Raw genomic sequence first — 26,007 nt, forward strand, 5'->3', positions numbered from 1 at the left:
CCTACTCGCTTTATTTTTTCGCTATAATGCTGACCCAATCTTCCATTGACAGCACTTCAACAATCTCAAAACCGGCTTCTTCTAAAGCCGTTTTGACTTGTAATTTCTTTTGTCCGATAATGCCTGATGTAATAAAGTAACCGTCTTTCTTCAATAGATCATACGCTTGATCTGTAAAGCGCAAGATGACCTCTGCAAGGATGTTGGCCACAATCACATCGCGTTCACCTGAAATCCCATCAAGTAAATTGTTTTGTTTTACCGTTACTTGCTCGCTCACACCATTTAATTCGATGTTCTGCTTTGCACTTTCCACTGCAACGGTGTCGAGATCAAATGCATGAATGTCTTTTGCACCGAGCATTGCAGCGGCAACACTTAAAATGCCAGATCCTGTTCCAACGTCAATCACCGTGTCGTTTTCCTTCACATAGCGCTCAAGCGCCTGAATGCAAAGAACCGTTGTTGGATGTGTACCGGTTCCAAATGCCATTCCAGGGTCCATCTCGATGATTAATTCATCAGAATGAACGGGTGTGTACTCTTCCCATGTTGGGACGATGGTAAATTTCTCAGAGATTTTCACAGGATGATAGTATTTCTTCCATGCAGTCGCCCATTCTTCTTCGTTTACTTCACAAATTGACAGTGTATTTCGTCCAAGGTCAATATCATATAGAAGAAGATTGTTGATGGCTTCTTTGATCTCATCTACCGTTTCCATCAAAAAGCTATTCATCGGAAGGTAGGCTTTGACGATAACCCCTTCCTCAGGATAATCATTCGGATCGAGCTGGTAGATCTCACCGTATACATTTTCACGTTCCTTGACTAAATCAAGCGGGTCCTCAATCACGACACCACTTGCACCTGCTTCATGCAAAATATTGGTGATCGGTTCCACCGCTTCATTTGTTGTATGGACGCTAATTTCTGACCACTTCAATACTACCAACTCCTTATCCGTCTTACTCGCCTTTAAATGCGCGTTTCACCTTATCGAAAAAGCTCATTTCTTGTTCGTCCGGTTTATTTCCGCTCACTTCAGCAAATTTTCTAATGATATCTTTTTGATTTTCAGTTAAATTCGTCGGTGTTACGACGCGTACAACGATATGCTGATCGCCTTGACCATAACCGCGTACATTTTTTACACCTTTTCCTTTGAGTCTAAACTTCGTACCCGTTTGTGTGCCCGCAGGAACTTTTAATTTGACTTTCCCATGTAATGTCGGCACTTCAATTTCATCACCTAGTGCAGCCTGCGCAAAGGTAAGCGGCATTTCGCAGTAGATGTCATCTCCATCTCGTTCGAAGAATTCATGCGCCCTCACATGGAAAACAACAAATAGATCGCCTGGAGGTCCTCCATTTACACCTGGTTCACCTTGACCAGATACTCTAAGCTGCTGACCATCGTCCACACCTGCTGGGATCGTCACATTGATTTTCTTACGCTTACGCACTTTACCAGATCCACCACATGTTGAACACTTATGCTCAATTTGTTTACCAGTTCCGCTACAGTAGTTACATACTCTGCGGTTGACTACTTTACCAAATGGCGTGGATTGCTCGACATTTAGTTGACCTGATCCGCCGCAATGTGAGCATGTCTTCGCCTGTGTTCCAGGTTTTGCACCTGATCCATGACACGTTTCACATGATTCCTCGCGGGGAATCTCGATCGTTGCTTCTTTCCCAAATGCCGCTTCTTCAAATGAAAGGGTCATTGTATATTGAAGGTCCGCTCCTTGACGTGGTGCATTTGGATCTCTTCTTCTAGCTCCGCCGCCAAAAATACTAGAGAAGATATCATCAAAGCCGCCGAAGCCGCCAAAGTCTCCTCCACCGCCAAATCCGCCGCCACCAAATCCTTGGTTTGGATCGGTGTGACCGAACTGGTCATAATGTGAACGTTTTTGATCGTCAGAAAGGGTTTCATAGGCTTCTTTTACTTCTTTGAATTTATCATCTGAGCCAGCTTCTTTATTAATATCAGGGTGATACTTTTTTGAAAGCTTGCGGTATGCCTTTTTGATTTCGTCCTTTGAGGCGCTCTTACTCACGCCAAGCACTTCATAGTAATCACGCTTACTCATCTCTTCACACTCCCGATTTTCTCACATAAATACGATTGTATCATTTTAAATTGATCTTTTTCAATTCCTTTTCATCGTTGAAAAGAAAAAAGTCAAAGCCAAGAGATCCTGACTTTGACTTTCTGACGAGTACGTTTCAGCAGTCTTTTTCAAAAGTAAAGGTGATTATTTTTTCTCTTGATCGTCGTTTACTTCTTCGTATTCTGCATCCACTACATTGTCATCTGCTTTTTGAGCACCTTCAGCGCCTTCTTGCTGAGCTTGTGCTTGTTTTGCAGCTTCTTCATAGAGCTTTGTCGTTAATTCTTGAACGATTGTTTGTAGCTCATCTTTTTTCGCTTTGATGTCTTCAAGCTCGCCTTTTTCGATCGCAGCTTTTAGCGCATCTTTTGCATCATTCGCTTTTTTCACTTGCTCTTCATCGATTTTGCCTTCAAGATCTTTTAATGTTTTTTCTGTTGTAAACACTAATTGATCTGCTTCATTGCGCACTTCGATTTCTTCTTTTTTCTTTGCATCTGCTTCAGCATTTTCTTCTGCTTCTTTGACCATTTTTTCGATCTCATCATCAGAAAGACCTGAAGAAGATTTGATTGTGATGTTTTGCTCTTTGCCTGTACCCATATCTTTCGCACGTACGTTGACAATACCGTTTTTATCGATATCAAAAGATACTTCGATTTGTGGTACGCCGCGTGGTGCTGGCGGGATATCAGTCAATTGGAAACGACCTAATGTTTTGTTGTCTGCTGCCATTGGACGCTCACCTTGTAAGACGTGAATGTCTACAGCAGTTTGGTTGTCAGCAGCCGTTGAGAATACTTGAGATTTACTTGTTGGAATGGTTGTATTACGTTCAATCAGCTTTGTGAATACGCCGCCCATTGTTTCAATTCCTAAAGAAAGTGGTGTGACGTCAAGAAGAACAACGTCTTTGACATCTCCTGTGATAACTCCACCTTGAATTGCCGCACCAAGTGCAACCACTTCATCAGGGTTTACGCCTTTATGAGGCTCTTTACCTGTTTCTTTTTTGATTGCTTCTTGTACTGCAGGAATACGAGTTGATCCACCAACAAGGATAACTTTATCAATCTCGCTAGCAGATAGACCAGCATCTTTCAGTGATTGACGTACAGGTGTCATTGTACGCTCTACAAGGTCTGCAGAAAGCTCTTCGAATTTAGCACGCGTTAGCGTTAATTCTAGGTGAAGAGGACCTGCATCTCCAGCTGTGATAAATGGCAGTGAGATTTGTGTAGAAGATACACCAGAAAGATCTTTTTTCGCTTTTTCAGCAGCATCTTTTAAACGCTGAAGCGCCATTTTATCTTTTGAAAGATCAATGCCGTTTTCTTTTTTGAATTCAGCCACTAGATGATCGATGATGACTTGGTCAAAATCGTCTCCACCTAGACGGTTGTCCCCAGCAGTTGAGCGTACTTCAAAGACGCCGTCTCCAAGCTCAAGGACTGATACGTCAAATGTACCGCCGCCAAGGTCATATACAAGGATCGTTTGATCTTCATCTGTTTTATCTAAACCATAAGCAAGTGCAGCTGCTGTTGGTTCGTTGATGATACGTTCTACTTCAAGACCAGCAATTTTACCAGCATCTTTTGTTGCTTGGCGCTCTGCATCGTTGAAGTAAGCAGGAACTGTAATAACCGCTTTTGTTACTTCTTCGCCAAGATAAGCTTCAGCATAAGATTTAAGGTGTTGAAGAATAATTGCAGAGATTTCCTGCGGCGTGTAGTTCTTGCCTTCAACTTCTACTTTATAATCTGTACCCATATGTCTTTTAACAGACATGATGGTGTTCGGGTTTGTAATTGATTGACGCTTCGCTACTTCACCTACTTGGCGCTCTCCATTTTTAAAAGCGACAACAGATGGTGTTGTACGTGCTCCTTCAGCGTTTGCAATAACTTTTGGCTCGCCGCCTTCGAGTACTGCAACGCATGAGTTTGTTGTTCCTAAGTCAATACCAATGATTTTACTCATATTCGATGACCTCCCATTATGTAGTTATTGATTTACTTTTACCATTGATGGACGAATAACTCGGTCTTTGAGTTTATAGCCCTTTTGCAATTCTTCTACAACGATGTTTGAATCGTAGTTTTCATCTTCAACTTGCATGACGGCTTGATGAAGGTTTGGATCGAACTCTTTGCCGACAGCTTCAATTGGTTCAACGCCTTCATTTTTCAACGCTTCTACCAGCTGGCGGTAAACCATTTGCATACCTTCTAACAAACTTTTCGTCTGCTCATTGTCTGGATCGATTCCAAGCGCTCTTTCAAAGTTGTCGAGAGCTGGGAGAAGGTCGCTGACAACATGTTGAGAACGATATTTTTGCACGGTCTCCACTTCAGTTCGAGCACGGCGTTTATAGTTTTCAAAATCTGCTTGAACACGCAGAATTTTGTTTTCTTTTTCATCTAGAAGCTGCTGCAATTCATCAATCTTCTCTTGGAAGGCAGACTGTTCATCGTGCTTTACTTCCTCAGTTTCTGCTTGAACTGCTTCTTCTTGTGCTTCAACCTCTGCTGCTTGCTCAGGTGTCTGTTTTTCTTCTGACATTGTGTTCACCTCCCTCAAAAGATTCAATTATACGAAGGGGCTGTGCCCCCACCTTTTATCACCCTACTCATCATACAAATTGGAAAGTGCGTTTGACAAGTCTTTTGATACATGATGCAAAAGACTAACGACTCGCCCGTAATCCATACGGGTTGGACCAATGACAGCGATGGAGCCGAGTGATTTTTGATCAATCGCATAAGTTGCTGTGATTAAACTGCAGTTCTCCATTGCTTCCAAATTGTTTTCTGAACCGATTTTAATGGTGATTCCTTGCTGATTTGGATGAAACAGCTGCATGACATCGTTCTTTTGTTCAATCAGCATCATGAGTGAACGAATGCGGTCAATGTCATGAAACTCTGGCTGGTTCAACATATTAATCTTCCCGCCAAAGAAAAGTTTTGATTCATTTTGTGTTGAAGTGAATGTGTTACCAAGTGCATCTAAAATATGATCATAGTCTTTTAAATGTGTGCGAAGGAGCATCACTACTTCTTTATACATCCTGTCCTTCAGCTGATCCATCGGGACTCCGGCTAAGCGGCTGTTTAAAATATTCATTAGCTTCTCAATATCGGAGACATCAAGATGCTCAGAGAAGGTAATGGTTTTGTTTTCAACATGCCCGCTGTCTGTAATCATAATCGCTACTGCTTTATTAGGCTGGACAGGGACAAGCTGAATTTGCTTCAATCGATTTTCACTTAGCTTTGGACCAAGGACAATCGATGTGTAGTTTGTGAGATCTGATAAAATTTCCGCCGATTTTTGAACTGTTTTTTCCAGCTCAAAAATTTTCTCCTGAAATACTGACTGGATGAGCACAAGCTCTTTAGATGACAGTTTTCGCGGAGAGAGCAAATGATCTACATAATAACGATATCCTTTTTCGGAAGGAATTCTTCCTGATGAAGAATGGGTCTTTTCAATAAAACCGAGTTCCTCCAAATCAGCCATTTCGTTTCTAATCGTCGCAGAGCTGAATGTAATGTCTTCTTTTTTGGAAAGAGTCCTTGATCCAACTGGCTGCGCCGAACGAATAAAGTCATTAATAATGACTTGTAGAATCAAAAGCTGACGATTTGTTAACATCATCATCACCCCTGTTAGCACTCTCTTTCAACGAGTGCTAATTGTATAAACAAAATTACCAAACTCAAATTAAAATGTCAATTATAACTCACCGAGAAACGCTTGAAATACTTCATTTCCTAACAATTTTCCTTTTCTTGTTAAACGAATGCCAATCTCATCCTGTTCAATGAGACCTTTTTCTGCTAATTCTTCAAGAACGACGGGAAAGAGTGCTTCTGGTGATGCTCCAAATTTCGCCTGAAAGTGAGCACTTTTCACGCCTTCAATTTTCCGCAAACCTAAGAACATTTCCTCTTCGATCTGTTCTGCTTTTGTCACCTGATGCGTTTCCTTATATGGAAACCCTGTTTGTTCAATGAGCTCTAAGTAATGCTTCACTGGTCCAGCGTTCACATTACGGACGCCATCTACATACCCGTGCGCTCCTGCGCCAAAACCAAAGTAATCTTCGTTGCTCCAATAGGTGAGGTTATGCTGGCTTTCAAAACCTGGTTTGGCGTAATTGCTAATCTCATATTGTTTGAGTCCGTGCCGCTCCATTTCATCCATGACGAGCTCATACATTTCAGCCTCACGTTCTTGCGGTGGTAAATGCAGTTTCCCTTTTTGCATCAAATTGTAAAAGACCGTCTTTGGCTCGACAATCAGTGAATAAACCGAATAATGTTCTGCACCTAATGAAAAAGCGGTCTCTAGTGAATGCATGACATGATGCTTCTCTTGGTGAGGCAAACCAAACATCAGATCAAGACTAATGTTGTCAAACCCAACTGCTCTTGCTCGCTCGAAAGACGTGAGAACATCTTTCTTTTGATGAACCCGTCCGATTTTTTTGAGCAGGTCATCTTCAAATGTTTGAACACCAAAGCTCAGCCGATTAACGCCTGCTGATTTTAAGACATTCAATTTCTCAAGCGATAGTTCGTCTGGGTTTGCTTCTACTGCAAACTCGATTAAGTTTTTGGTTGGTTTTAATACGCGGTGAATGCTGTCCATAAGCTGATCTAATTGGCTGGTTGTGAGTGATGTCGGGGTTCCCCCGCCAATAAAGATCGTCTTTAGTTCTTGCTCCCCTTTTTGATCGATCGTGTGCTGCATTTCTTTTTCAAGAGCGGCTAAGTATTCATCGACCGGCTGGGTTTTAATGAAAAATTTATTAAAATCACAATAGTGACAAATGTGCTCACAAAATGGAATGTGAATGTATGCTGCTTTCATTTGTTGACACCTTCTTTACAGGTAAAGAGCCGCAGTTTATCGCTGCGGCCTCTTCGTTTGTTTTCGACTATAAACGTCAAGGCGAGCATTGTAAAGCAGGTTGCCTTGAGGATGTTATTTTTTCGGTGTGCTGTCGTCCATTTTCAGCACGGCCATAAATGCTTCTTGTGGGACTTCTACAGAACCCACTTGCTTCATGCGCTTTTTCCCTTCTTTTTGCTTCTCAAGAAGCTTTCTTTTCCGGGAAATATCTCCACCATAACACTTCGCTAGTACGTTCTTGCGCATTGCTTTAATGGTAGACCGAGCAACAATTTTTTGACCGATCGCTGCCTGAACTGGTACTTCAAAGTGCTGGCGCGGAATCAGTTCTTTCAGCTTTTCTACAATGATCTTTCCCCGTTCATATGCATAATCGCGGTGAACAATAAAGGAAAGTGCATCGATTTTTTCGCCATTAAGCATGATATCCATTTTCACTAGAGTGGATGGGCGATAGCCGATCAGCTCGTAATCAAAGGATGCATACCCTTTTGTATTGGACTTTAATTGATCAAAGAATTCGTATACGATCTCTGCCAGAGGAATTTCGTACACAATGCTCACGCGGTTTGCATCAAGATATTGCATATCAATGAAATTGCCGCGCTTTCCTTGGCAAAGCTCCATCACAGAACCAACATAATCATTTGGCACCATCATTGTTGCCTTCACGTATGGCTCTTCAATTCGCTCAATCTTTTGCGGATCAGGCAAATTGGATGGGTTATCTACAACGATTTTTTCTCCGTCTGTCATATACACATCGTAAATAACACTTGGCGCTGTCGTAATGAGGTCGATTTTAAATTCACGTTCAATCCGTTCTTGGATGATTTCCATATGAAGCATGCCAAGGAAGCCGCAGCGGAAACCGAAGCCAAGTGCTTGGGATGTCTCTGCCTCATATTGAAGTGAAGAATCATTTAATTCAAGCTTTTCTAACGCTTCACGCAAGTCGTTATATTTCGCTGTGTCAATTGGATAAAGGCCGCAGTACACCATTGGGTTCAGCTTTCTATATCCAGGTAGAGCTTCTTTCGCAGGGTTTACCGCACTTGTGATCGTATCCCCTACACGTGTATCGCCGACATTTTTAATAGCAGCTGTTAAATAACCAACATCTCCAACAGTGAGTTCGTCTGTCGGCATGGCTTTTGGTGTGAATACGCCGACTTCAAGTACTTCAAATTCTTTGCCTGTCGCCATCATCTTGATTTTTTGACCCGGTTTGACGGTTCCTTCGACAATTCGTATGTAAGCAATGACGCCACGATACGCATCGTAGAGAGAATCAAAAATGAGGGCTTGAAGTGGTGCTTCTGGATCTCCAGCTGGTGCCGGCACCTTTTCGACGATTTGTTCTAAAATATCCTCGATCCCGATGCCCGCCTTAGCAGAGGTGAGAACAGCTTCAGATGCATCCAACCCGATGACATCTTCAATTTCTTGTCTTACACGTTCAGGTTCTGCACTCGGCAGATCAATTTTGTTAATGATCGGCAGGATTTCTAAGTTGTTATCAAGAGCTAAATAAACGTTCGCTAGTGTCTGTGCTTCAATGCCTTGTGCTGCATCCACCACAAGAATTGCACCTTCACAGGCAGCTAGGCTTCGAGATACCTCATAGGTGAAGTCGACATGCCCTGGTGTATCAATCAGGTGCATAATATATTCTTCTCCATCCTTCGCCTGATATTTCAGCTGGACAGAGTTTAATTTGATCGTAATGCCGCGTTCACGCTCTAAGTCCATGGAATCAAGTAATTGTTCTTTCATTTCTCGTTGCGTAATCGCCGCTGTTTTTTCTAAAATTCGGTCAGCCAATGTGGATTTCCCATGGTCAATATGGGCGATAATGGAGAAATTTCGAATTCTTGATTGCCGTTCTAATCGTTTTTCTTTATCTGTCACAATCTATCACTCCTACTATAAAACGCGGGTTGCGCTAGGTTAGATTATATCAATAGGGCTGTAAAGATTCAATCGAAATCAAGAAAAGCCGCTCATCGGTTAGCGGCTTTTGCGAAAAGGTGTGATATCTTATGAAATAACATCCAACATGATGCTTACAACAGTTTATTTACCATTCACCCAATCGTAAAGTGTACGGGCTGCATGCGTCATACCATCTGATAATGCTTTTCCGGCCTTAGAGAAGGCATTAAAGCTCTCCATTTCTTCTAGCTGCTTTTGTTTTTCTGCTAAGTCTTTTTGTGTGACAGCTGTTCCGAGGATAGAAGCTTCTTTTTCTTGATCATCATTCGTTTGGACAGTGAAGGCCCCTTTTAATTGCGGATCATGATACCCTTTCATTTGCAGCATGCCATTATTGGCTTGCTGCATTCCTAAAAAGACACCGAATAGCAATACGAGCGATAAAATAATGGTTTTTCCGATAAATGAGCCCATGTCCTCCACCACCTTAAGACCGTTTTTTCTCATCCTTTGCTTTGCCGTCTACCTTTTCTGCGTCCCAGAAAATTTCACTGAACACATCAGCTGCTGCATTGGATGCGTTTTTCAGTTCTTCCATATTATTATCCACACCACCAAATTCTAATAGGAGGGCTTTGTCAGATAAATCTTGATTATAGATTCCATTATCACCAATTTCTCCTTTGGCAAACACACCGACACTAAGTCCTTTATATTTTTTCTCCATCAAATGGTGGAACTCTGTCGCCAGCTTTAAGTTTTTCTCATAGCTTTGATTCTTCTTCCCTACAACAAACGCGATTCTCGCATATTTCTTGCCTTTGATTTCTACTGTCGTATCTTTCTTTCTTCTTGAATCCCGGTGAATATCGATTAAGTAATCTAGGTCATCATTTTTAGCGAGAGCTTCTTTTACAACCAATCTGGATTCATTATATGATTGAGGATACTTCAACCCTTTTTTCAGCAGTCTTTTTTCAATTTCTGTTTTATCCACTGTATTGCCGATTCCTTGCTGATCGAGCGCTTTACCAAACATCTCCCCGACAAGGGTGACGTTCACTTTTGAGTGGCGCGCATTGTTTGGGTTTGTTTCTCCTTTTAAAAATGGTAAATATGATTCCGTATTATGTGTGTGATAAATGTACACAGCTTTTCGTTTTCCTGTCGACTGGTCCGGCTCTTTTGCAGGCGTTTTCGGTTCATCTTCATCAAGCTTGTCCAGCTCAGCTAGATTTGCTTCTTTTTCATCTTTGATGACTTCACTTGGAGGCGGCGATTCCATTGGCATATTCGTATAGTCTGTACCTTCACCTGCTAGGATGATTTTTGTATCAAAGTGTTCAAAGCCTGGCAGCTCTCTTCCTAGAAAACTGCGGGGGTCTTCTAAATTGATACTTGTGGCAAGTTTGAGTGACAGCCCAGAGAAATGAAATCCTTTTTGATCTTCAGGGACTGCTGAGGAAAAATATTGATTTTCCATCCCCATTAGAGTTGCAAAGAATGCCCCTGACAGCTCATCTGCCACACCATATAATGATGCTTGAGGCCTAAGCTCAGGTTTTAAAGACGTCAAAGCCCCTGACATGACAAACACAACCACCAGAGAGACAATAAACAAAAAAATACTCTTCACTACTTTTGTTCCATTAATCGCAACGACCAACTGTCGAGGACGGCGAGGTCTTTTTTTCATGATTTACTCCCTCCAGCACGCTTTCTAGTAATTACACTATGAGCGAGCTAGAGAAAGTAGAACTGATTAATGATTATAGGAACCCATGTTGTCTTGAGAGATTTTTTGATGAAGTGCTGTATTTAACCCATTGGCGAGTACGTTCGCCATGTCATCAATGAATGTATCCACTTCCTTCGGTGTGACCATTAGATTTTGTCCAAGTGGTGCAAGTACCTCATGGATCAACTGTCTTTTTTCTTCTTCAGGAAGCGTTCCGACGATTCCTAAAAAGGATTGACGCGTTTCATCATCTGGCAAATCCTCTTCATTCAGCACTTTTTTCTTCCCAAATGTCAGACCCGCTGGTACTAAAGATCGGGAAGGTCTATCATCTTTCAGTTCTCTACCAAAATGCTTTAACACGTAATCAATCGTGTCACTTGCGATCGTCACTGCATCGACCACTGTTGGTACACCAATGGCAATGACTGGAATCCCCAAAGTCTCTTTGCTTAATTCTTTTCGTTTATTTCCGACACCCGATCCTGGATGTATACCTGTATCAGAAATTTGAATCGTTGTATTCACCCGTTCTACTGCACGTGCAGCCAGTGCATCGATGGCGATCACAAAATCTGGTTTAGATCGTTCAATGACACCTTGTATAATGTCACTTGTTTCTATACCTGTCAGTCCCATAACTCCAGGCGATAGTGAAGACACTGGGCGATAGCCTTCCTGCACATTCTCAGGCTGTAATTCAAATAAGTGGCGTGTCACCAGCAAATTTTCAACTGTGAGCGGCCCTAAAGCATCAGGCGTGACATTCCAGTTTCCGAGTCCTACGACAAGGCAGCTAGCATCCGCCTGAATGCCGTGATCTTTTAAAAACTGAGCAAAATGATGGGCAAAAACTTCGACCACTTTTTCTTGCATCTCAGAGTCTTTCTCCCGAATTCCTTGCGCCTCAAGCGTCAAGTATGTCCCTGCCTTTTTTCCGGTCAACTCTTCTCCTTCTGTCGTAATCTCCACAGTGCGGATGCGGATGCCGTGCTCTTCCTTCTCCTTCTCAACAATTCCTTGAATACCGTCCTTTTTGACCACATTCGGATCGTTCTCTTGTTCTAGTATCTCTTTTGTTTCAACGGCCAAATCGGTCCGGATTTGATAAGCGCTTAAATCGAGTTTCTGTTTCTTCATGAAAAGGCTCCTTCCATCAAGTAATTAACAGTAGTCTTTCCATCTCTTTCAAGAAACATTCGAGCGCTTCATCAATGAAAAATACTTTACATTTATATTGCATTCTAAAGGTGTGTTTGATAGAATACAATTTGTTCTATTGTGAAGATTTAACCTTAAGACAATTGTGTTTAGGTTGTATCTTAGGAGGTGAAACACATGCCAAATATTAAATCAGCGATCAAACGTACAAAAACGAATAACGAACGCCGTGCACACAACGCAACAATCAAGTCTGCGATGCGTACTGCGATTAAACAAGTTGAAGTTTCTGTAGCTAACAACGATGCTGAGCAAGCAAAAGCTGCTCTTTCTTCTGCTGCAAAACGCATTGACAAAGCCGTTAAAACTGGTCTTGTACACAAAAACGCAGCTGCGCGTTACAAATCAAGACTTGCGAAACAAGTAAACGGACTTTCTGCATAATGATTGCAACGCCTCAGTGATGAGGCACCTGTTTAACTGTACGTCCGTCCTGAACGGCCGAGCCTAAGGACAGACTGGCAATTATACATCTAAACAAAAACGACCCTCTTTTGAGAAGGTCGTTTTTTTATGTTCAAGCCCCTAATAACCGAAGCAGGAACAATTCTAATAATAGCTGCTTGTCCTTTTTACCCGTTTTCATTTCATAATCAATCGTGGAGAGCTCTTTGACGATGTACTTTAGCTCTTCTTCTGAAAACAGTCTTGCTTGATCCATCGCGAGTTTGACCCGAAATGGGTGGACTTTCAGGTTTGACGCAATTTGTTTTTGCCCGTATCCCTGCTGAGCAAAGTACTTTGTCTGCAATATCAACCGAAATTGATTTGAAATGAGTGCCAATATTTTAATGGGTTCCTCATTTTGCTTTAGGAGGTCATAAAACATTTGCATCGCTTCAGACCGGCGCCTGTTCACGATTTGGTTAATCAGTTCGAAAATATTCTGCTCCAAACTTCGTGCAACGAGCTGATTGACATCCGCCAGCTCAATTTCCTCTCGCTGCCCAATATATGTACTTAGCTTTCGAACCTCTTGAAAAAGTGAGGACAGGCTCCCGCCACATAACATGACAAGCTGTTCTGCCGCTTCAGCCGAGATTGTTTTTCCTTCTGTTTTCACCAGCGTGATGGTGAAATCTGTTGTTTCTTTCGGATTTAACTCTTTCGCCTCAACTACAGCCGCTTTCTTTTTTAACAATTTGGTGATTTTCTTACGTTCGTCCAGTTTTTCATATGGGGCTAATAACACGAGAATCGTGTAGGGTGCTGGCTTTTCTAAATAAGCTTCTAACACAGAAAGCTGATGCTCGATCTTTTCTTTTTTCTTTTCTGCAGTGAGGAAATAAGGGTTTTTGATCACAACGAGACGCCGCTCTCCCATAAACGGAAATGTTTCTGCGTCCGTCACAGCCTGCTCAAGCGGCACCTCTTCCATATCGAAGACAGAGTAATTAAAATCCTTTGTTTCTTCGTCGACGACAGCTTGTCTCAATTTTGCAGCTGTCTCTTGAAGTAAATACGTTTCTTTTCCATATAAGCAATAAACGGGGTGAATATCCCCTTTTTTTAAATTGTTCCATACTTCAAAGACCATTCGCTTAAATCCCTCTCTTTCACTTCCTCCTCTATCCTAAAGTGTGTAGAGACATTAGTAAAGAGGAAGCTGAAAGTGCCGCCTCCTCATTTATAGTAAACGTCTCACGTAAGCTCCCGGGTCAGCTTACAGTCAGACGATATTCACAAAATGATCATGAAAATGGAAAACGGTTACTTTACCTTCTAGCAATTCCAAATGAGTTCAAGTATACTAAAAATAGCCAGGAGGGATGAAAATGAATGAATTTGAAAAGAATGTTCAAAGCAAGCGGAATGATGTGACCGACTCAGCTGTTGGTTTTATCGTCACATTCGGATTTTTCGCCTCAATGTTTATTTTGGCAACTGTGATACACCTCGTTGGATCTTAACTACATGAATGCAAGATGACTGCCGTTTTGGCAGTTTTTTTATTGATTTTGTAAGATATCATATGGAGGATGAGCGTAAAATGTTCCATCCTCTTCAAGAAATTCATAGGTCACACTTCCATCGATATCTGTACGATACACCTTTGTTTGATGATCATTTAATTTTTTCAAAACTTCTTGATGAGGATGGTGATACCGATTTCGTTCACCTGCTGAAATCAGTGCATATGACGGGTTCAAATGCTGAAGCCATTCTTCACTTGTTGATCCTTTACTCCCGTGATGTCCAACCTTCAAGACATCCGCTCGTAGCTTGGGGTAAGCTTGAATGATGTCTCGTTCCCCTTCTTGTTCAAGATCCCCAGTCAGCATAAAACGCTTGCCGCCAAGCGTAAAGGTGAGGACCAGTGAATCATTATTTTTACTCGTCACCTGGTCACGTGCGGGATGCAGAACGTCAAATTTTTGTCCTCCAATTCTCAGCTGATCCCCTCTTTCCAACTCATCTACAGGAATCCGTTGATCAGCCGCTTCCTTTAAAAACTGTGCATCCTCTGGATTTCGAGCAAAGCCTTTTGGGATTGCAAGGCGTTTGACTTTATTTCGCTTTATTAATCGCATCGCTTCTCCCATATGATCTTGATCTGCATGGGTAAGGATGAGGACATCAAGTTTTGCTATGCCTTTAGAATGCAGAAATGGAATAAGCGTTTGATCCCCAATTGTAGATACTTTACGTCTTTTTTTCCATGGCTCTTCTTCAAAAGAAAGTCTGCCTCCTGTATCGACTAATATATGCCCGGTTCGATAAGGTAGCTGAATAAACAAACTATCCCCTTGTCCTACATCTAACATCGTGACCTCTCCTTTTTGAAGAAAATTCGGCGTGAAATAGTGTACAGACAGCACACAAACGAGAATCAAAATCGGCACAAGATAAGATTTGATAGAAGTTTTACATTCCATCACAATGAATAGAAAAACAATGGAGGAAACCTCTAGGAGCACATGCCACCATGTCGATTTCATAAAAATGAGAGTAAGACTATCGTAAGCAGCCATGTGTGCAGACAATTGATGACTAAACTGGATCACCCAATCAAGCAGCTGAAACAGTGTTTGTCCAAGCGGAAGATAAATGATAGATAAAAGAAAAAAGAATAAGGACAGAGGCATGACAACCATTGTATAAAAAGGAACAAACATCATATTTAAAGGAACACTCAGCAAGGAAAATTGTTGAAAATAATATAAAAGAACAGGAAGCGAAGCAAGCTGTGCAATCAAGGAAATGAGGAATAACTGCATCACCGAACTTTTTGCTTTTGATAAAATACTAGTGGATAGCAAAATAAATAAGGTCACCACAAATGACAGCTGAAAACCGACATCAAATATATAAAGTGGTTGAATGGCTAATAAAAGCAAGAACGCTGCACTTAACACGACCGCAGAAGGCTGTTTCATTTCTTTTGGCAGACTTGTGATGACTAAATAAATTCCAGCCATGAGACAGGCTCTTAACACAGACGGTGCAGCACCTGTTAAACAAGCATAAACCGGCAAAAAGGATAATAAAAGAATACGCGCTGTCTCTCTTGTCACGCCAGCACGGAGTAGACACCAAAATAGACAAGCGAGCAATGTTTGAACATGAAGTCCTGAAATGGCTAATAAATGAATGATGCCAAGCATTTGATAATCTCTTAATGTATCAGGGTCTATTAAATCACGATCGCCAAAAATAAGTGCCTGCACAATCCCAACAGAACTCTTCGGGACATGATCTTCTAGAAATTTCAGCCCCTTCTGCCTAATAGATGAAAGGTCATGTGAAGGACTGTCATGTTTCGTGCAGCTTTTCATAGACTGCGTTAAGAAAATAGCATCAATGCCTTTTGTTTTTAGAAATTGATCATATTGAAAGCCATTCGGTATGGTAGCATGTTTAGGTAACCGAACCTCACCTGTCATATGACAGCTCATACCTGGCTCAACATCTTTTAACGCTTCTTTTTCACGCTCCGTTTGAATCGTATAAAATGCCGCTAGTCGACCATTCTCTGATGAAACAGTCGCTGAAAAGCGATTGCCATCTATTTTCGGAATCGTTTCAATCACAACCGAATCAGAAAATGCTTTTTCTTGCATGGGATGAGCCGTTTCAAAAGACTGATGCACCATAAAAATGAGCATATAGATCGTTCCACACAAACTGACCATTAAAAAGAACTGGGGTGTTTTTTTCAGCAGACTGAAAAGAAGACATACAAGAAGAAAAAGGAGAAAATACAAATGAAGATGATATGCGGCCAGAGCAATTCCAGCAGCTGCTGAAATCGCCCCGAACGGCAAATACTTAAACATAGGAAGTAAATAATTGATTCGCCTTTTCATGCATTTGACGAATTTCTGTTTCGCTACGTCCTGATTCACTTAGTTTGCCTATTAAATCCGCAACAAAGGCTAATTTTTCTTGGTTTTTTAAGTCAATAATCATCTCATCTAGTTCTACCTGTTCTGTTTGAACTCCGGCCTGTTCAAATAAATCAACAGCATATGGATGATTTTTATAATCCTTCGCATAATACACTGTTCGAATACCTGCTTGAATAATCGCTTTACAGCACTGCAAGCAAGGAAAATGCGTCACATATATTTCAGCATCAGCTGTTGGTGCACCAAATTTGGCACATTGTAAAATAGCGTTCATCTCCGCATGGATTGTACGAACGCAGTGATGATCTATCACATAGCATCCTACATCTGCACAATGCACGTCACCGGCAATGGATCCATTATATCCACCTGCGATGATGCGCTTGTCTCTTACGATCGTTGCCCCAACAGCTAGCCGCTCACAGGTGCTTCGCAAAGCAAGCAAATGGCTTTGAGCCATAAAATATTGATTCCATGAAATTCTCTCCACGAGCTGATCCCTCCAGAATGATGGTTGGTATTAAGTGTACATGCCTTTCTTCTATACCGTCAATCTACTTAACCGTCAGTTGATTTTTCAGCCGTTCAATGGTCTTCTCTCCAAAACCCGAAATATTCCGCAAATCTTCAATTTGCTGAAATTCTCCATGCTCTTCTCTATACGTAATGATGGCTTCCGCTTTGGCTGGGCCTATTCCGTTAATGGTCTGCAATTCCGCTGCATCAGCTTGATTGACATTCACCCCTTGACTCTGTTCGTTTCCCGGCGGCGTATCAGCCGCTGCTGTTTGTCCCTGCTTGTCAGCCTCCCCCTTCTTTCGTACATAAATCATCATACTGTCCTCTAATTTTGCTGCTTGATTGATGTCAACTGTATCTGCCTTGCTCGTAAAACCACCTGCTCTTTTAATGGCTTCTTCAACTCTGTCCTCAGCCATAAATACATAAACGCCCGGCTTCCGTACAGCTCCTTTGACCTCTACTACGATGGATGTTGGCTCTTTTTCTGCACTCTCTTGTTTTTCTTCTAATGTGACTTGCGTTTCATGTTGTTCTTTCAATACACGGCTGGCTCGGCGCTGCCTTTCTCTTTTCCTGTTAAAAAGAAGAAACAGATGATGAGGAGGATGATGATTCCCGCTATCAGATAAAGACTGTATTTTTTCAACGAAATGAGCTGCTTCACTTGTTCACGCTTCTTTCAATCATATTTTCACGCTGCTTCACATACTGTTTAGAAGATAACAGATCCTATGCGTCTAAGGAGGGAGAACGTTTGAATATAGGGTTAATCGGTACAGGAAACATGGGTACCATACTTACTGAGGCATTTATTGAATCAAAAGCAGTCAATCCCTCATCCATCACCATTACAAATCGGACCATCGAAAAAGCGTTCAATATAAAAAAGAATCACCCAGAGGTCGAAGTGACGAAACAGCTTTCAGGAGCTGTAACGGATAAAGATTTCATCTTTGTTTGTGTCAAACCACTTGATATTTATCCGCTTTTAAAAGAGCTGAGCCCACTTTTAAAAGAACAGCAAACCATTGTCATCATTACAAGTCCGGTTCATCCTGAACAGCTTCAAGATATTGTTCCTTGTCAAACAGCCAGACTGATCCCAAGCATCACCAACCGCGCATTATCAGGCGCATCACTTTTAACATTTGGTTCATCATGCAATGTCACGACAAAAGCAGCGCTCAGACAACTCGCTTCCCGCATTTCAACACCAATCGAAATTCATCATTCAATCACACGGGCAGCCTCAGATATTGTCAGCTGCGGTCCTGCCTTTATTAGCTTTCTTGTTCAGAAAATGATCGAAGCCGCCGTTGAAGAAACAGATATTTCAAAAGAAGAAGCCACCACCTTATCAGAAGATATGCTTGTAGGACTTGGCCGTTTGATTGAAAAAAGGGTGTATACCCTGCCTACACTGCAAGAGAAGGTGTGTGTAAAAGGCGGCGTCACCGGCGAGGGTATTAAAGCACTTGAAGCAGGTGTTCAAGATATGTTCCATCAGCTTTTCCAGAACACTCATGACAAGTTCGATGAGGATGTAGAAGCGGTTGCGCATCAATATCCACCGAGTGTGTTTACTGATGATCTCAGAAATTAAACATCTTCGCAACAAGCGAAAAAAGGGTTTTAAAAAAACCATCGTCCATTAAACGATGGTTTTTGGTTTCTTCGCTGAAATAAAATATCTTTCTGCACATTCCTGAGGTGCTTCATTTGTAAAATCAGCGGTCACTTCAATCTGTTCAAAGCCAGCGGACTCAAGGAACGCTGCATATGTCTCAAAAGGAAATGTACGTTGTTCGTGCGTTTCATCATAACGCTCATACACGTCTCCGTCTTTTACAAAAAAGCTTAAATCATGAATGACCGAAAATGGACGATCTCCTATATCACTTTGCCAAATATAGCTGATTTCTTCATCTTGATCGGCATAAGTAGAACCAGGAAATACCTCTTCCATTTTATAAGGGGTATGAACATCAAACAATAAAACCCCACCTGTCTCTAAAAGCTGAAACATGTTTTTAAAGGTTTTTTTGACGTCATTTTCGTTTTTTAGATAATTCAAAGAATCACAGCAAATAACCGCTGCTTGAAAAGTTTGTTCAAACCCCTCAAGTTCTCTCATATCTTGATGTAAAAATTGAATAGACTGCTTATGAGCCTGTGCTTTTTGCTGCGCAAATGCCAGCATCTCTTCACTTAGATCAATTCCTGTGACCATGTGGCCTTTTGCAGCTAACCGAAGAGAGATCTCTCCAGTTCCACAACCTACATCGATAATCGCACTATTCGGCTTGATATGCCGCTGTATCCACTGAACCCATTCATCATAAGGGGCATGTGTCATGAGCTCATCATACACACCTGCAAACCCTTGATAAATCATGAGTTAATGCCAAGCGAAAGCGTTTCTCTCGGCGCATCTCCCCAAAGCTTCTCTAAGTTATAGTATCCTCTTTCCTCTTTGTGGAACACATGAGCAATGACATCTCCCAAATCAATCAAGACCCATCTTGCTTCGTCAAAGCCTTCCATCTTTTTAACTTCGATGCCGCCTTCTTCTGCAAGGTTTTTCACTTCTCTTGCAATGGCCTGTACTTGTTTGTCAGAATTCCCGTGACAAATGAGAAAATAATCTGCAACAAGTGAGATCCCTTGCATATTCAGGGCAATAATGTCCTCTGCCCGTTTATCATCGCACGCTCCTGCTGCGATGTTTAAAATTGATGATGCATCCATCAAAATTCCTCCTTAGTTGTTCTTTTGCACAAGTGAGTTATAAGTAGCAAGTGTATCTGGGAAAACTGGCTGATTCTTTTTCATTAAAAAGCTGACGGTGTTTTTTAAAGATTGAATCAAGGCAAGGTCCAAATCCTGCTCTGCTAACTCTCTTACTTCCTCTACACCAGGAAAATGGCGTCCTGGCTCTATATAGTCGGCGACATAAATAACTTTTTCAAGCAATGTCATGTTCGGTCTGCCGGACGTATGGAATTCAATGGCTGTTAAAATATCTTGGTCGTCAATTCCAACTTCTTTTTTGACCAAATAGGCACCAACTGGGGCATGCCAAAGCTCAGGTGAATATTTAAGCAATAGAGGGTTCATCTGTTCTTGCTGGATGATGCCCTTCATTTCTTCTTTCGGTCTAAATTTGGCATAATCGTGGAAAATAGCCGCGACCTCTGCTTTTTTCACATCTGCACCAAAACGTTCAGCTAATGAAATGGCCGTCTCCATTACCCCAATTGTATGTGTATATCTATGCTCTGTTAACTGCTGTTTGACACAGTTTAACGCTTCTTCACGATTCATATAAATGATGCTCCTTTATATAACACTCAACAGCTTTCGGAATCAAATAATCAACAGGTTTCCCCTGCTTCATTCGCTGCCTAATCAATGTCGATGATACATCAAAAGCCGGAACATCTGCAAACAAAAGAGGATATGCCGTACTTCCTTCATAACCTGGTCTTTTCATCCCAATAAAGGTGATCATCTGAAGCAAATCATCGATTCTATGCCATTTCGGCAAATACTCGACCATGTCCGCTCCAATCATAAAAAAGAACTCATCTTCAGGATGGCGCTTCTTCAACAGCTCAACCGTATCTACTGTATAAGATGGGCCCTCCCGCTCCATTTCAATAAGCTCAACTCGAAAATGAGGATTTGACTGAATCGCTTTTTCCACCATTTTTACGCGGTGATGACTCTCTGCTCGTTTTCGGCCCGTTTTATGAGGGGGCTTGTGATTTGGGATAAACCAAATTTCATCAAGCCCTACTTGGAAACGCACCTCACTTGCCATCAGCAAATGCCCATTATGCGGGGGATCAAACGTACCGCCGAACAACCCTATTTTTTTCATATCATATCCACCTTTACGGCAGCTTAATTTGTTTATTTTCCTTTGATTCCTTATAAAGGACAATCACATTTCCGATCGTTTGAACGAGTTCAGCTTTTGCACCTTTTACAAGTGCTTTTGCAACCTCTGTTTTGTCCTCGTCGCAGTTTTGCAATACGCTGACTTTCAAAAGTTCTCTTGCTTCAAGCGCCTCGGAAATTTGCTTGACCATATTGTCATTTACCCCGCCTTTTCCAACTTGAAAAATAGGTGATAAATGATGTGCTTGCGCACGTAAAAAACGTTTTTGCTTACCTTTTAACATGGTGTTCCTCCTAATTTCTCTATGACAATTGACTTCATTTTTCGGGCGTCAGGTGTAATGCCCGTCCACAGCTCAAAGGCTCTTACCGCCTGACCAACAAACATGCCGACGCCATCGACTGTTTTCAAACCTAACCCGGCTGCTTCGCTTAGCAGCTTTGTTTCTATTGGATTATACACAATATCACAAACGACCGCTGTTTTTTTTGCGTTCGCTAAAGAAATTGGGGTTTCTTCAACATTCGGATACATACCAATTGAGGTCGTATGGATGATGACATCATATTCCCCAAGCCGCTCTTCTGCTGTATTTAATGCAATGGCACGAGATGTGATTTTCCCATCGGCACTTTCAATTAAAGCCTCAGCTTTTTCAATGGTGCGGTTGGCGATATCAAATTGTTTCGGTGCATACTCAGCAATTGTCGTGTAAATCGCTCTTGCTGCTCCACCAGCACCAAGCAGGAGAAATGACAGCTCTGATAACGGCTGATCCAACGCTTCAAGCAATGAATGAAGAAAGCCTTCTCCATCTGTATTGTACCCAACGAGCTGATCTCCTTCGAGACGCACCGTATTGACGGCACCAAGGCGTTCAGCTGTCACATCAATTTTGTCGAGGTACTTCATGATGTCTACCTTGTGCGGAACAGTGACGTTAATGCCGCTGATTCCTAACGCTTTCATGCCGCTAATCGCATCTTTCAGGTCATCATTTTCTACTTGAAAGCCATGATAATGTCCATCAATTCCAGCATCCTTTAATGCTGCATTATGAATATCCGGAGACATTGAATGGCCAACAGGGTTACCGATTACTCCGTATAAAGGTTTCAAGGTCTCTCCCCCTCTGAACATTTAAATTAACGAACGTCTCATAAACACGTGCACGCCTTTTGGCGCATACACTTTGATTTGTTTTCCAGCATCATTCGCAGTCACCCAGCCTAATCCTGAAAAGACAATGTCCATTTTTGGCTGATCTATGGTGAAAGTGTGCGGAACGAGCGGCGGAAAATCTTCCATCCCCTCTTTTGATGGCGGTGAAAGCAGCTCACCTGCATGCTTTTCATATAAGTCATCTGCATTCTCCATCTTCGTCCTATGAATATTGAGTTCATTTGGCATATAGCAGACAAAGGATGTTCTTCCGCCTTTTACATAATCAAATCGAGCCAGTCCGCCAAAGTAAAGCGTTTGAGCTTCATTTAACTGGAACGTTCTCGGTTTCAATTCTTTTTTCGGCGTTAAAATCTTTAAGTCATTTTTGCCGACATAGTGCGCCATTTGATGGCGGTTGATGATACCCGGTGTATCGAATAAAGCAGACCCGTCATCAAGCGGGATTTCAATCGCATCAAGTGTTGTCCCTGGGTATTGGGATGTGGTGATCACATTCTCTTCTCCAGACACCTCTTTGATAATGCGATTAATAAATGTTGATTTCCCAACATTTGTACAGCCGACAACATAGACATTTCTGCCCTCACGGTAATGATCAATTGCCTCCATGACCTCAGGCACACCTTGTCCTCTGCTCGCACTGATTAAAAACACATCGATCGGATTGAGCCCATTTTCTTTTGCTTCCCGCTTCATCCATTGAACAAGACGGTCTTTTTTCACGGATTTCGGTAAAATATCTACCTTGTTGCCGACAAGTAAAATGGGATTACCACCAACAATACGGCTCAGTCCATTAATCCAGCTTCCGTTAAAGTCAAAAATATCAACGACCTTGACGATCAGAGAATCAGTCTCGCCAATGCTGTGTAAAATATTTAAAAAGTCGTCTTCTGTTAAAGACACATCCTGAATTTCATTGTAGTTCTTTAACCTAAAACAGCGCTGACAGATCACATCTTCTTTCAATAGAGATGCTGCCGGCGCATATCCTAATTGATCTTTATCTTCCGTCTGAATGGCTACACCGCAGCCAATACAAACAACCTTTTCCATTATTACTCTTCCTCCCACTGAATGTGGCCCTTACGCTTTAAGGCTCCTAAAATTCTGCGTTCAATCTGCCTGTTAAACTTCGTGAAAAATCCGTCCGATGCCGCAACAGGTACAACCAAAATGGTATGGAAGCCATGCCTGTTTCCGCCAAGCACATCTGTCATAAGCTGATCGCCAATGACAACCACATCTTCTTTCTTCAATTGCATATCAGCGACGGCCTTATTAAAGGCTCTTCCCATCGGTTTTCTCGCTTTATAAATAAACGGGATATGAACCGGCTCAGAAAAAAGCTTGACCCTTTTTTCATTATTATTCGATACAATCGTCACCTGTATCCCGTGATCTTTCATCTCTTGAAACCATTCAATTAAACGCGGGGTCGCACTTGGACGATCCCATTCTACTAGTGTGTTATCTAAATCCGTAATAATTCCTTTTACATTTCGTTCTTTTAGTTTTTGCGGCGAAATGTGGAAAATACTTTTCACAAATTCATCCGGTAAGAAATACTTCTTTAGCACAATTTGCACCCTTTCTTCCATTGGTTTTTCAGCGATTGTGTCGAATCAAATCACAATTTGTCTGTCTATCGAATACAATGAAAAAGTTTTCGACATATGATGAGGACCTTCAACAGGTGTGGATAATTTTACACACATTATCCACCTATATTTCATCACGCTTTCATTCAATTATAAACACTCTACCCACAAGTTATCCACTTAACCATGTGGATAACAGAACGATTGTTCTTGTTTCCCATTCATGGTAGATTAAAGGTACTTCAAAGACATTCGATCAACCTATGATGATATGTCTTTTCCTCAAGTTTTATGCCAACTTTTTCAGGGGAGGTGTTTTTCCCATCATATGGGTTTCTAGTATGAAAAAGCTGTCAGATGATTTACTTATAGAATCGTATTATAAAGCAAATGAAATGAACTTAAATCGCGACTTCATTGAATTAATTGAGACAGAAATGAAAAGACGTTCGCTCGGGCATATGCTCTCTGTTTCCTCTTAATTCCATATATCCAGGAACCATGCCTCCCGAGCACTCTCCTTTTTTAAACTCAGATGACTGATATTATATCACTTGCGCTATAGGCTTACTACTATTTTCCGTAAAAAACACCCCTTCTGATCAAAGAAGAGGTGTCTTATTTGCAAGGCTGTTCATTCCAAAACCATAACCCTCCACCTACGACCAAAATGACGACAAGGAACACAACAAGAAAAGCGTAACCGATTCCTGCTCCTTGAGCTGGATAAGGCGAACACGCAGGGTAAGGATAAGGACATCCCCACATATCAGTTACCTCCTTCTAGGAAGATATACTGTTAGACTATGCGAGATGGATCGTCTTGTTTAGGCAGATGGCCTGCTTTTAAAAATGTTTAATGACATCACGCTCTTTGATTTCGTTATAAATGATTCTTGCCCCTTTTGGTGTCATATGATTGCCAGAAGGGTCAATGAGGCCAGACTGAATCAAGGCGTTGTCACTATCTTCACCCGCTTCTCGGATGAACGCTTTCCAATTGTCGACAAGCGGCACTTGCTGTTTTTCAGCTACTTGTCTTGTGATGTCATTGTATGAGTTTTGCCAAGCTCTCGCCCCGCCTCTCTCAGCAAAATAAGATGACTTATATCTAGAATAATAATACAAGCCCTTTTTGCCTCCTTCCACCACAGGCACGCACGTCATGAGGATCGGGGTAATTCCCTCTTTCCTACTTTCAGAAATGAAGTAGGATAAGTTTTCTTTAAATCGTTTTTTGGTCACACGGGGATGTTTCCCGTCTAGAATCGCCGCATCATTTGTACCGAACATGATGAGGACGTAAGTTGGTTTTGGTTTTAAAATATCCTGCTCAAAGCGCAGCTTCGCATCTTCTGTTGTCTGCCCGCCAATCCCAGCATTCTGCACCTTGATTTGGCCGCGCTCGACATTTTTCATGAGATTCACCCATTTTTCAGATGTGGGATAATCTCGAAAATCCCAGTTCGATCCTCTTGTGTTACTGTCGCCAAATGCAATCACACTTTCCTGTGCTGGTTTTGAGCACCCAGCCGCAACACATAACAGGATGAAAAGGAAAACAAATTTCTTCACAACATTCACCTCCAAAAGCCCTCTTCATATAGTAAACGACAAGACTTTTGGTTTCAATGAATGACTGTTTCTTATTGTAATTGAACCGGCAGATAATCTCTGTCATGGTGCAGTAGTTCGCTTACTTTCACAAACTCATAGCCCCTTTTCTTTAGTTCAGGTACGACTTGTTTCAGCGCTTCTACTGTCTGCTTACGATTTCCTCCGCCATCATGTAAAAGGATGATATCACCGCCCTGAATATTCTCAATAATACGGCTGGCAATTTTGTGTGCACCTGGCCTTGACCAGTCCTTCGGATCTTGCGTAAAGGACCACATCACGACATCGTATCCTTGCTTAGAAAGAATGCGGAATGACTTCATCGTCAAGCGCCCGCCCGGAGGACGAAATAATAAGGGTCCGCCAGGCTGGAGAGAAGCGATATGAGCCGCTGATTCTTTTAATTCTCGCTTGATTTCTTTCGATGACAAAAGGTCAAAATACGTATGGTTCATCGTGTGATTGCCAAGCTCATTTCCTTCGCTCACAATCCGCTCTGCGAGGAGGGGATATGCATGAATACGGCTTCCGATGACAAAAAAGCTGGCATTCACTTCATGCTCTCTCAGTACATCTAGTATTTGATTTGTGTATACCGGATGAGGCCCATCGTCAAAGGTTAACGCAATCTTTTTCCGTTCCTCTCTCATGTCCCAAAAGGCTCGTCCCGTTTTTTCTAGGTCGATTCTTTTTAATGTACGCGCCTCTATGTTATCAGGAACAAAAGCGCATAATACCAATATACATAACAAGATATGCAACCCTTTCATCAGACCGCCTCCACAGAACATCATTACACATTAAATTGCCCGCTTTCTGATGAATTCATTCAAGTTTCGTGATCGTCTACGCTTCTTTTTCACATAAAAAAAGCCGGCCCATTAGGCCC

Annotated in this window: 29 protein-coding genes; 4 read left to right on the forward strand and 25 right to left on the reverse strand. The window is 41.8% G+C overall.

Annotated features, from left to right (window positions below; all coding sequences use genetic code 11):
* Window positions 1-10: 10 nt before the first annotated feature.
* From prmA to gpr, 10 genes are all read right to left on the reverse strand, one after another.
* Window positions 11-946 carry a 50S ribosomal protein L11 methyltransferase gene (gene prmA / locus NST01_RS11720; RefSeq protein ID WP_035390850.1) on the reverse strand — a complete coding sequence of 312 codons (936 nt, stop codon included), beginning with the start codon at window positions 944-946 and terminating at the stop codon, window positions 11-13.
* 22 nt (window positions 947-968) lie between these two features.
* On the reverse strand, window positions 969-2,102 hold the full coding sequence (gene dnaJ / locus NST01_RS11725; RefSeq protein ID WP_008342467.1) for a molecular chaperone DnaJ: 1,134 nt from the start codon (window positions 2,100-2,102) through the stop codon (window positions 969-971).
* 165 nt (window positions 2,103-2,267) lie between these two features.
* Window positions 2,268-4,106, reverse strand: a complete 1,839-nt coding sequence (gene dnaK, locus NST01_RS11730; protein WP_008342469.1) for a molecular chaperone DnaK — start codon at window positions 4,104-4,106, stop codon at window positions 2,268-2,270.
* Window positions 4,107-4,130: 24 nt separating this feature from the next.
* Entirely contained in the window at window positions 4,131-4,688 is a 558-nt protein-coding gene (gene grpE / locus NST01_RS11735; RefSeq protein WP_008342471.1) for a nucleotide exchange factor GrpE, read from the reverse strand.
* 63 nt (window positions 4,689-4,751) lie between these two features.
* Complete coding sequence (gene hrcA, locus NST01_RS11740) at window positions 4,752-5,783, reverse strand: heat-inducible transcriptional repressor HrcA (RefSeq protein WP_008342473.1); 1,032 nt, start codon at window positions 5,781-5,783, stop codon at window positions 4,752-4,754.
* 81 nt (window positions 5,784-5,864) lie between these two features.
* Window positions 5,865-7,004 (reverse strand): radical SAM family heme chaperone HemW, encoded by a 1,140-nt coding sequence (gene hemW, locus NST01_RS11745; RefSeq protein WP_181891665.1) that lies wholly within the window; start codon window positions 7,002-7,004, stop codon window positions 5,865-5,867.
* 114 nt (window positions 7,005-7,118) lie between these two features.
* Entirely contained in the window at window positions 7,119-8,957 is a 1,839-nt protein-coding gene (gene lepA / locus NST01_RS11750) for a translation elongation factor 4 (RefSeq protein WP_008342476.1), read from the reverse strand.
* A 165-nt stretch (window positions 8,958-9,122) separates the two neighbouring features.
* Complete coding sequence (locus tag NST01_RS11755; RefSeq protein WP_017358024.1) at window positions 9,123-9,455, reverse strand: YqxA family protein; 333 nt, start codon at window positions 9,453-9,455, stop codon at window positions 9,123-9,125.
* A 13-nt stretch (window positions 9,456-9,468) separates the two neighbouring features.
* Window positions 9,469-10,677, reverse strand: coding sequence for a stage II sporulation protein P (locus tag NST01_RS11760; protein ID WP_050827433.1), 1,209 nt, complete (start codon window positions 10,675-10,677; stop codon window positions 9,469-9,471).
* 66 nt (window positions 10,678-10,743) lie between these two features.
* Window positions 10,744-11,859: a GPR endopeptidase gene (gene gpr, locus NST01_RS11765; RefSeq protein ID WP_008342483.1), complete on the reverse strand. Its 1,116-nt coding sequence runs from the start codon at window positions 11,857-11,859 to the stop codon at window positions 10,744-10,746.
* A gap of 198 nt (window positions 11,860-12,057) precedes the next feature.
* Here gpr and rpsT point away from each other — a divergent pair, with 198 nt between their 5' ends.
* Complete coding sequence (rpsT, locus tag NST01_RS11770; RefSeq protein WP_008342485.1) at window positions 12,058-12,324, forward strand: 30S ribosomal protein S20; 267 nt, start codon at window positions 12,058-12,060, stop codon at window positions 12,322-12,324.
* Window positions 12,325-12,457: 133 nt separating this feature from the next.
* On the opposite strand, the gene holA is transcribed toward rpsT, so the two are convergent.
* Window positions 12,458-13,477, reverse strand: a complete 1,020-nt coding sequence (gene holA / locus NST01_RS11775; RefSeq protein WP_017358025.1) for a DNA polymerase III subunit delta — start codon at window positions 13,475-13,477, stop codon at window positions 12,458-12,460.
* A 238-nt stretch (window positions 13,478-13,715) separates the two neighbouring features.
* On the opposite strand from holA, the gene NST01_RS11780 reads away from it, so the two are divergent.
* Complete coding sequence (locus NST01_RS11780) at window positions 13,716-13,850, forward strand: YqzM family protein (RefSeq protein ID WP_008342491.1); 135 nt, start codon at window positions 13,716-13,718, stop codon at window positions 13,848-13,850.
* 39 nt (window positions 13,851-13,889) lie between these two features.
* On the opposite strand, the gene NST01_RS11785 is transcribed toward NST01_RS11780, so the two are convergent.
* From NST01_RS11785 to NST01_RS11795, 3 genes are all read right to left on the reverse strand, one after another.
* Window positions 13,890-16,217, reverse strand: coding sequence for a DNA internalization-related competence protein ComEC/Rec2 (locus tag NST01_RS11785; RefSeq protein WP_326116049.1), 2,328 nt, complete (start codon window positions 16,215-16,217; stop codon window positions 13,890-13,892).
* Window positions 16,210-16,779, reverse strand: a complete 570-nt coding sequence (locus tag NST01_RS11790) for a ComE operon protein 2 (RefSeq protein ID WP_008342495.1) — start codon at window positions 16,777-16,779, stop codon at window positions 16,210-16,212. The genes NST01_RS11785 and NST01_RS11790 overlap by 8 nt, the downstream gene beginning before the upstream one ends.
* Before the next feature lie 64 nt (window positions 16,780-16,843).
* Window positions 16,844-17,350 (reverse strand): ComEA family DNA-binding protein, encoded by a 507-nt coding sequence (locus NST01_RS11795; RefSeq protein ID WP_341041944.1) that lies wholly within the window; start codon window positions 17,348-17,350, stop codon window positions 16,844-16,846.
* A 215-nt stretch (window positions 17,351-17,565) separates the two neighbouring features.
* Here NST01_RS11795 and comER point away from each other — a divergent pair, with 215 nt between their 5' ends.
* The gene (comER, locus tag NST01_RS11800; RefSeq protein WP_008342498.1) at window positions 17,566-18,414 is read left to right on the forward strand and encodes a late competence protein ComER; all 849 of its coding nucleotides are present in this window, start codon (window positions 17,566-17,568) and stop codon (window positions 18,412-18,414) included.
* A gap of 48 nt (window positions 18,415-18,462) precedes the next feature.
* On the opposite strand, the gene NST01_RS11805 is transcribed toward comER, so the two are convergent.
* The 8 genes from NST01_RS11805 to NST01_RS11840 are packed head-to-tail and all read right to left on the reverse strand — an operon-like array spanning window position 18,463 to window position 23,480.
* Window positions 18,463-19,206 (reverse strand): class I SAM-dependent DNA methyltransferase, encoded by a 744-nt coding sequence (locus tag NST01_RS11805; RefSeq protein WP_341041945.1) that lies wholly within the window; start codon window positions 19,204-19,206, stop codon window positions 18,463-18,465.
* Window positions 19,203-19,559: a ribosome silencing factor gene (gene rsfS, locus NST01_RS11810; RefSeq protein ID WP_326115787.1), complete on the reverse strand. Its 357-nt coding sequence runs from the start codon at window positions 19,557-19,559 to the stop codon at window positions 19,203-19,205. The genes NST01_RS11805 and rsfS overlap by 4 nt, the downstream gene beginning before the upstream one ends.
* A 12-nt stretch (window positions 19,560-19,571) precedes the next feature.
* Complete coding sequence (gene yqeK, locus NST01_RS11815; protein WP_017358029.1) at window positions 19,572-20,135, reverse strand: bis(5'-nucleosyl)-tetraphosphatase (symmetrical) YqeK; 564 nt, start codon at window positions 20,133-20,135, stop codon at window positions 19,572-19,574.
* Window positions 20,125-20,694, reverse strand: coding sequence for a nicotinate-nucleotide adenylyltransferase (locus NST01_RS11820; protein WP_045034392.1), 570 nt, complete (start codon window positions 20,692-20,694; stop codon window positions 20,125-20,127). Before NST01_RS11820 ends, yqeK begins: the two co-directional genes overlap by 11 nt.
* 13 nt (window positions 20,695-20,707) lie before the next feature.
* A complete protein-coding gene (gene yhbY / locus NST01_RS11825; RefSeq protein WP_008342507.1) occupies window positions 20,708-20,998 on the reverse strand; it encodes a ribosome assembly RNA-binding protein YhbY in 291 nt (96 codons plus the stop codon).
* A complete protein-coding gene (aroE, locus tag NST01_RS11830) occupies window positions 20,992-21,834 on the reverse strand; it encodes a shikimate dehydrogenase (RefSeq protein ID WP_019743209.1) in 843 nt (280 codons plus the stop codon). Before aroE ends, yhbY begins: the two co-directional genes overlap by 7 nt.
* A 21-nt stretch (window positions 21,835-21,855) precedes the next feature.
* Window positions 21,856-22,956, reverse strand: a complete 1,101-nt coding sequence (gene yqeH / locus NST01_RS11835; protein ID WP_007501357.1) for a ribosome biogenesis GTPase YqeH — start codon at window positions 22,954-22,956, stop codon at window positions 21,856-21,858.
* A gap of 2 nt (window positions 22,957-22,958) precedes the next feature.
* Window positions 22,959-23,480, reverse strand: coding sequence for a YqeG family HAD IIIA-type phosphatase (locus NST01_RS11840; protein WP_008356191.1), 522 nt, complete (start codon window positions 23,478-23,480; stop codon window positions 22,959-22,961).
* A 362-nt stretch (window positions 23,481-23,842) separates the two neighbouring features.
* Here NST01_RS11840 and NST01_RS11845 point away from each other — a divergent pair, with 362 nt between their 5' ends.
* On the forward strand, window positions 23,843-23,983 hold the full coding sequence (locus NST01_RS11845; RefSeq protein WP_003217327.1) for a sporulation histidine kinase inhibitor Sda: 141 nt from the start codon (window positions 23,843-23,845) through the stop codon (window positions 23,981-23,983).
* 136 nt (window positions 23,984-24,119) lie between these two features.
* Here the strand turns inward: NST01_RS11845 and NST01_RS11850 are convergent, their stop codons facing one another.
* From NST01_RS11850 to NST01_RS11860, 3 genes are all read right to left on the reverse strand, one after another.
* Entirely contained in the window at window positions 24,120-24,269 is a 150-nt protein-coding gene (locus NST01_RS11850) for a hypothetical protein (RefSeq protein WP_003217499.1), read from the reverse strand.
* Between the two features lie 78 nt (window positions 24,270-24,347).
* On the reverse strand, window positions 24,348-25,076 hold the full coding sequence (locus NST01_RS11855) for an SGNH/GDSL hydrolase family protein (RefSeq protein WP_230677074.1): 729 nt from the start codon (window positions 25,074-25,076) through the stop codon (window positions 24,348-24,350).
* A gap of 71 nt (window positions 25,077-25,147) precedes the next feature.
* The gene (locus NST01_RS11860) at window positions 25,148-25,888 is read right to left on the reverse strand and encodes a polysaccharide deacetylase family protein (protein WP_048003096.1); all 741 of its coding nucleotides are present in this window, start codon (window positions 25,886-25,888) and stop codon (window positions 25,148-25,150) included.
* Between the last annotated feature and the right edge of the window lie 119 nt (window positions 25,889-26,007).

It is taken from the genome of Bacillus sp. FSL R7-0166, assembly GCF_038008935.1.
Lineage (GTDB): Bacteria > Bacillota > Bacilli > Bacillales > Bacillaceae > Bacillus > Bacillus altitudinis.

What these genes read in the sequence shown, in the direction of transcription:
- dnaJ (WP_008342467.1), bottom strand. Translation starts at nt 2,102, where the DNA reads ATGAGTAAGCGTGATTACTATGAAGTGCTTGGCGTGAGTAAGAGCGCC.
- dnaK (WP_008342469.1), bottom strand. Translation starts at nt 4,106, where the DNA reads ATGAGTAAAATCATTGGTATTGACTTAGGAACAACAAACTCATGCGTT.
- grpE (WP_008342471.1), bottom strand. Translation starts at nt 4,688, where the DNA reads ATGTCAGAAGAAAAACAGACACCTGAGCAAGCAGCAGAGGTTGAAGCA.
- hrcA (WP_008342473.1), bottom strand. Translation starts at nt 5,783, where the DNA reads ATGTTAACAAATCGTCAGCTTTTGATTCTACAAGTCATTATTAATGAC.
- hemW (WP_181891665.1), bottom strand. Translation starts at nt 7,004, where the DNA reads ATGAAAGCAGCATACATTCACATTCCATTTTGTGAGCACATTTGTCAC.
- NST01_RS11755 (WP_017358024.1), bottom strand. Translation starts at nt 9,455, where the DNA reads ATGGGCTCATTTATCGGAAAAACCATTATTTTATCGCTCGTATTGCTA.
- NST01_RS11760 (WP_050827433.1), bottom strand. Translation starts at nt 10,677, where the DNA reads ATGAAAAAAAGACCTCGCCGTCCTCGACAGTTGGTCGTTGCGATTAAT.
- gpr (WP_008342483.1), bottom strand. Translation starts at nt 11,859, where the DNA reads ATGAAGAAACAGAAACTCGATTTAAGCGCTTATCAAATCCGGACCGAT.
- rpsT (WP_008342485.1), top strand. Translation starts at nt 12,058, where the DNA reads ATGCCAAATATTAAATCAGCGATCAAACGTACAAAAACGAATAACGAA.
- holA (WP_017358025.1), bottom strand. Translation starts at nt 13,477, where the DNA reads ATGGTCTTTGAAGTATGGAACAATTTAAAAAAAGGGGATATTCACCCC.
- NST01_RS11780 (WP_008342491.1), top strand. Translation starts at nt 13,716, where the DNA reads ATGAATGAATTTGAAAAGAATGTTCAAAGCAAGCGGAATGATGTGACC.
- NST01_RS11785 (WP_326116049.1), bottom strand. Translation starts at nt 16,217, where the DNA reads ATGTTTAAGTATTTGCCGTTCGGGGCGATTTCAGCAGCTGCTGGAATT.
- NST01_RS11805 (WP_341041945.1), bottom strand. Translation starts at nt 19,206, where the DNA reads ATGATTTATCAAGGGTTTGCAGGTGTGTATGATGAGCTCATGACACAT.
- rsfS (WP_326115787.1), bottom strand. Translation starts at nt 19,559, where the DNA reads ATGGATGCATCATCAATTTTAAACATCGCAGCAGGAGCGTGCGATGAT.
- yqeK (WP_017358029.1), bottom strand. Translation starts at nt 20,135, where the DNA reads ATGAATCGTGAAGAAGCGTTAAACTGTGTCAAACAGCAGTTAACAGAG.
- NST01_RS11820 (WP_045034392.1), bottom strand. Translation starts at nt 20,694, where the DNA reads ATGAAAAAAATAGGGTTGTTCGGCGGTACGTTTGATCCCCCGCATAAT.
- yhbY (WP_008342507.1), bottom strand. Translation starts at nt 20,998, where the DNA reads ATGTTAAAAGGTAAGCAAAAACGTTTTTTACGTGCGCAAGCACATCAT.
- yqeH (WP_007501357.1), bottom strand. Translation starts at nt 22,956, where the DNA reads ATGGAAAAGGTTGTTTGTATTGGCTGCGGTGTAGCCATTCAGACGGAA.
- NST01_RS11845 (WP_003217327.1), top strand. Translation starts at nt 23,843, where the DNA reads ATGAAAAAGCTGTCAGATGATTTACTTATAGAATCGTATTATAAAGCA.
- NST01_RS11850 (WP_003217499.1), bottom strand. Translation starts at nt 24,269, where the DNA reads ATGTGGGGATGTCCTTATCCTTACCCTGCGTGTTCGCCTTATCCAGCT.
- NST01_RS11860 (WP_048003096.1), bottom strand. Translation starts at nt 25,888, where the DNA reads ATGAAAGGGTTGCATATCTTGTTATGTATATTGGTATTATGCGCTTTT.